This is a genomic window from Microbacterium sp. (assembly GCF_047607465.1).
Taxonomy (GTDB): domain Bacteria; phylum Actinomycetota; class Actinomycetes; order Actinomycetales; family Microbacteriaceae; genus Microbacterium.
Genome location: NZ_JASGCY010000005.1, coordinates 1 through 5,256 on the forward strand (window position 1 = coordinate 1; position 5,256 = coordinate 5,256).

The 5,256-nt window shown below is 68.1% G+C and carries 5 protein-coding genes; all 5 read left to right on the top strand.

The annotated features are described in order from the left end of the window. The first annotated feature begins 265 nt into the window (after positions 1 to 265). The 5 genes from QM568_RS00665 to QM568_RS00685 all read left to right on the top strand — a co-directional run bounded on the left by QM568_RS00665 (position 266) and on the right by QM568_RS00685 (position 5,094). Positions 266 to 1,120 carry an alpha/beta fold hydrolase gene (locus QM568_RS00665; RefSeq protein ID WP_415134768.1) on the top strand — a complete coding sequence of 285 codons (855 nt, stop codon included), beginning with the start codon at positions 266 to 268 and terminating at the stop codon, positions 1,118 to 1,120. Positions 1,121 to 1,228: 108 nt separating this feature from the next. Beyond that, positions 1,229 to 1,966 (top strand): DUF1684 domain-containing protein, encoded by a 738-nt coding sequence (locus tag QM568_RS00670; protein WP_415134770.1) that lies wholly within the window; start codon positions 1,229 to 1,231, stop codon positions 1,964 to 1,966. 35 nt (positions 1,967 to 2,001) lie between these two features. After that, on the top strand, positions 2,002 to 3,051 hold the full coding sequence (locus tag QM568_RS00675) for a biotin/lipoate A/B protein ligase family protein (RefSeq protein ID WP_415134772.1): 1,050 nt from the start codon (positions 2,002 to 2,004) through the stop codon (positions 3,049 to 3,051). Beyond that, on the top strand, positions 3,030 to 4,067 hold the full coding sequence (locus tag QM568_RS00680; RefSeq protein ID WP_415134774.1) for a DNA-methyltransferase: 1,038 nt from the start codon (positions 3,030 to 3,032) through the stop codon (positions 4,065 to 4,067). The genes QM568_RS00675 and QM568_RS00680 overlap by 22 nt, the downstream gene beginning before the upstream one ends. A gap of 382 nt (positions 4,068 to 4,449) precedes the next feature. Next, positions 4,450 to 5,094 (top strand): hypothetical protein, encoded by a 645-nt coding sequence (locus QM568_RS00685; RefSeq protein WP_415134776.1) that lies wholly within the window; start codon positions 4,450 to 4,452, stop codon positions 5,092 to 5,094. Positions 5,095 to 5,256: the final 162 nt, after the last annotated feature.

Consider the following 5,256-nt stretch of genomic DNA (forward strand, 5'->3'; position numbering starts at 1 on the left):
ACCGCGTCCACGACAACAGCTTGTCTCGATCACCATCCCAAAGCGCCAACGCAGGAGCAGGAGAATTCGCCATAACCAATTCTCCCAAACCATAAACCATTTAGGAACTAACGCCACGCGACACTAGAGTGACCGCACTTGCCGTGAGTGCTGCTGACCGTGAAGGCACTATCCACTTAGTCTCGTTTTTCACGGGGACACCGTACCACGCGTCTCGCGCTCGGCTCGCGCCCCCACTGGCGCGCGGCGTGAGTAGGGTGGGGGCGTGACCGAAACGCGGGAGTACACGGATGCTGACGGCATCGCCATCGTCTACGACATCCACGATGCGGTGGGCGCTGCGCGGGGCGTCGTGCAGCTGCTGCACGGGGTGGGCGAGCACGCAGGCCGCTATGGCGCGCTGATCGCCGCTCTCACCGGGGCCGGCTTCATCGTCTACGCCGACGACCACCGCGGACACGGGCGCACCGGCATCCGTCAGCATGGGGGACCCGAAAGGCTCGGGCGCCTCGGGAAGGGCGGAGTGCGCGCAGCCAAGGACGCGCTCTGGCAGCTCACCGGGATCATCCGCTTCGACCACCCCGACCTGCCGCTCGTGCTGCTCGGGCACTCCTGGGGTTCGTTCCTCGCGCAGATGCTGGTGAACGAGCACGCCGAGGCGTACGACGCCGTCGTGCTCTCGGGGTCGGCGCTGCGTACGCCTCTGATGTTGAACGCGGCGCCGCTGAACAAGCGCTGGGCGGGGCCTTCGGCCACCGGACTCGAATGGCTCTCGCGTGACGAGGCCGTCTGGGCGGAGTTCCACGACGACCCGCTGACCACCGAGGAGCCGCTGCTGAAGCTGTTCGGCCCGATCGAGGCCGCCAGACTCTACGGGCGTCCTCGCAAGGATCTCGGCAGGGACGTTCCGATGCTCCTCATGGTCGGACGCGACGACCCCGTCGGCGGCCCCGTCAGCGTGCACAAGCTCGCCGATGCGTACCGGACGCGGTCGGGCCTCACCGATGTGACGACTCTCGTCTACCCGGATGCCCGTCACGAGATCTTCAACGAGCTGCAGCAGGACGAGGTGCGCGCCGACCTGCTCGCCTGGCTCGACGCGCGCATTCCCCGGCGCTGAAACATTTCGTTCGGAGTCCTGGCATTACACCTGGTGATGCTGTGTGACGCAGTCCGCGTCTGCACCGCCTCTCGCGTCATAGATTCGCGACGAGAGGAGGGCCAGCTGATGAGCTTCGAGAACGAATGGCGAGCGTGGCACCAGGCCCGGGAGCGCTACGCGGGGGCCGAATACGGGCCGGCCGCACTGGAATCCACGAACTGGCTGATCACGGAGCCGGCGGCTGTCGAGGGCGTGCCGGGACTGTGGGCGCTCACCGGCGACGGAGGGATCCGCGGCAGCGAGCTCGGCACCGCAGGGTCGGTGGTGGTTCTGCGCGGAAGCGACACGATCCGGCTCGGACACCGTGAGCTGCGGGTGTTCGGCCGTGACGGCGTCGTGGCGCTGCGCGTGTTCAACCCGCGGCGCCCGCAGCGCGAGCGGTTCAGCGGGATCGACGCGTACCCCCCGCGCGAGGTCTGGCGGATCCCCGCGGTCTTCGAGCCGACTCCCGACGAGCGCATCGTCCTCACCGCCGTCGACGGCCATGAGCAGGAGTCGCTGGTGGCCGGTCGGCTGAGGTTCACGCTCGACGGCACCGAGTCGACCCTCACCGTGACCAGGAATCCTCAAGGCGGTCTCACCGCCGTCTTCGCCGATGCGACGAACGGCATCGAGACCTACCGCTTCCGCTTCCTGCCGATCGACGAGCCCGCAGCCGACGGCACCGCCTTCATCGACTTCAATCGCGCCTACCTGCCGCCGTGCGCGTTCTCGGACCAGTTCGTGTGCCCGCTGCCGCCGGCCGGCAACCGCTACACCGCCTCGATCAGGGCGGGGGAGCGGGCCGTGGTCCTCGGCGGCTGAGTTCTCGGGCTGGGGCCGCGGCTTAAGCTGTAACCGTGCACGGTGAATACAAGGTCCCTGGTGGAAAGCTCGTCGTCGTCGACCTCGAGGTGATCGACGGTCGCTTCGCGGATTTGCGCCTGGCGGGCGACTTCTTCCTCGAGCCGGACACGGCGCTCGACGACATCAACGCCGCCGTGAACGGGCTGCCGGTGCAGGCCGATGCCACGGCTATCGCCGCCGCGGTGCGCGGAGCGCTCCCCGAGGGTGCGCAGCTGCTCGGATTCACCCCCGAGGCGGTGGGAACGGCCGTGCGCCGGGCGCTCGTCACCGCCCCGGGGTGGCGCGACTTCGACTGGGAGATCGTGCACGAGAAGGCGGTCTCGCCGCGCATGAACCTCGCCCTCGACGAGGTGCTGACCTCGCGGGTCGGCGAGGGGCGCCGCCGCCCGACGCTGCGCATCTGGGAGTGGGACGAGTCGGCCGTCGTGATCGGATCGTTCCAGTCGTACCGCAACGAGGTCGACCCCGATGGCGCCGCCCGGCACGGCTTCGAGGTCGTCCGTCGCATCTCCGGCGGCGGGGCGATGCTCATGGCCGCGGGGCAGATCATCACGTACTCGCTGTACGTGCCGGCATCCCTCGTTGCGGGGATGACGTTCGCCGACTCCTACGCCTTCCTCGACGACTGGGTGTTGCAGGCGCTGCGCTCGCTGGGGATCGACGCGGTGTACCAGCCGCTCAACGACATCGCCTCGCCGAGCGGCAAGATCGGCGGGGCCGCGCAGAAGCGGCTCGCCAACGGCGGCGTGCTGCACCACGCGACCCTCTCGTACGACATCGACGGGCAGACGATGGCCGAGGTGCTGCGCATCGGGCGCGAGAAGCTCAGCGACAAGGGCACGGCGTCGGCGGCGAAGCGCGTCGACCCGCTGCGCTCGCAGACGGGCCTCGCGCGCGATGAGATCATCGAGCGGTTCAAGGACACCTTCCGGTCGCTGACCTCGGCGGAGGACGGATCGATCACCGCCGAGGAATACGCGGATGCCGAGGCTCTCGTCGCGTCGAAGTTCGCCACCGACGCGTGGCTGCACCGGGTTCCGTGACGTCGACGGGTTCCGTGGCGCCAGCGGCGTTCGCGGCGGAGCGCGGGGCCGTCACGATCATCGAGGGCGACAACCTCGCGGTCGCCGAGAGCCTCGAAGCAGGGTCGTTCACGCTCGTGTACCTGGACCCGCCGTTCAACACGGGGCGCGCCCGCGAACGGCAGGTCGTCACCGCCCGGCGGACGCGCCGGGGTCAGCAGGGGGCGGATGCGGGATCGGATGCGGATGCCGAACCGTCTGGGGCCGAGCACGAGGGGCCGGCGTCGCTGAGCGGTACCGAGCCGGACGGGGCGGCGTCCGGGATCGATCCGGGATCCGGGATCGCGACAGCATCCGAGATCCGTCATGGCTTCCACGGGCACGAGTACGAGCGGGTGCGCGGGATGCTGCGCGCCTACGACGACCGGTTCGACGACTACGGCGCGTTCCTCATGCCGCGACTCGAACAGGCCTGGCGGCTGCTCGCCGACGACGGCACCCTGTACCTGCATCTCGACTACCGTGAGGCGCACTACGCGAAGGTCATGCTCGATGCGGTGTTCGGACGCGATTCGTTCCTCAACGAGCTGATCTGGGCCTACGACTACGGCGCGAAGTCGCGCCGGCGCTGGCCGACCAAGCACGACACGATCCTCGTCTACGTGAAGAATCCGCGGACCTACGTGTTCGATTCCGAGGCGGTGGACCGAGAGCCGTACATGGCGCCGGGGCTCGTCACGGCGGAGAAGGCTGAGCGCGGCAAGCTCCCGACCGACGTGTGGTGGCACACGATCGTGCCGACCACCGGACGCGAGAAGACCGGCTACCCCACGCAGAAGCCCGAAGGCATCCTGCGGCGCATCGTCGCGGCGTCGAGCCGCCCTGGAGACCGCGTGCTCGACCTGTTCGCCGGCTCCGGCACGACTGGCGCGGTCGCCGCAGCCCTCGGACGCGACGCCGTGCTCGTGGATAACAACCCCGAGGCCGTGCGTGTCATGGCGGAGCGGATGCCGGACGCCGAGGTTCGGCAGGCCTGAGGGCTCCGCGTTCCGCGCGCTCCGCGTTCCGGGCGCTCCGCGTTCCGAGCTCCACGCGTCCCGCGTTCCGGCGAGGGCCCTCGTGCTTCCCGTCGCGGGCCCCCTCGCGCTTCCGGTCGCGATTTGTGCCGCTTCGGCGCGGGTCTTCATGGTTCCCGTCGCGATTTGTGCCGCTTGCGGCGGGCGCGGGCGGCATAAATCGCGACCGGAGCGGATGGGCGGCTCGCGGATGCGGCACAAATCGCGACGGGCACCACGGATGCCGTGACCATCGAGACGCCCGGTCACTAGTACTGTCAGAGCCAGGCGGTGCGCGGTGCCCGCTGCCGGGGGCGGACGGGACTCGCGAGTTTCAGAGCGACAGAGGGAAAGGTCGATCTCAGTGATTGCATTCTTCAAGAAGCGGGTGCTCTTGTGGCCGCTGATTCTTAGCGGAGTGATCGTTGTGGCGCTCGTCATCGCGGCCGCTGCCTTCGGCGCTTTCAACGCATTTTCGGTGCAGTCGATCTTTAGTACGAAGTCGGAGACGCGAGATAGTCAGGTCGTCGCGGCGATTGAACAGAAGCAGGAGGTCGCTCTCCTCAGCCTCGGAATCCAGGGGATCAAGTCCAAGGAGGACGGGCTGAAGTTCTTCGGTTCTGACATCTTCGGGAGCTCGCGTGCGACCTACCTGCAGTATGAGTTCACGGCGAAGATCGGAGTCGATGGAGAGCAGGTCAAGGTCGACCCGCAGGGCGACACCGTGGTGGTGTCGATTCCCGGATTCATCTGGATCGGGGTCGATGACGTGAAGTACGACTTCGTGATGTCGAAGGACGGCATCCTCAGCTTTGTCACGCCGGAGATCGATCGTGACGAGATGATCAACAGCATCCTCAGCGACGAGGTCAAGGAGAAATATCTGGACAAGCACGACGAGGCGCTGCGCGACCAGGTTGAGGTGTTCTACTCCGGCATTATCCATGCCGTGGATCCCACTCTGGACATCGAGTTCGTCTACACGGGGGGTGCCTCCGCCGACGAGTGAGCCACGGCGGCCGGTCTCCGGCCGTTCCGGCCGCCGACGCCGGACGCTCCGGTCGCGATTTGTGCCGCTTCGGCACGGGCCCGAGTGGTTTCCGTGGCGGGTTTTGGGGGGGAGGTGGGTGGCGGGGGGGCCCAAAACCCACCGGGCCCCAAACGCCCACCC

Excerpts from the sequence above, each read along its gene's own strand:
- QM568_RS00670 (WP_415134770.1), top strand. The coding sequence starts at position 1,229 with ATGAGCTTCGAGAACGAATGGCGAGCGTGGCACCAGGCCCGGGAGCGC.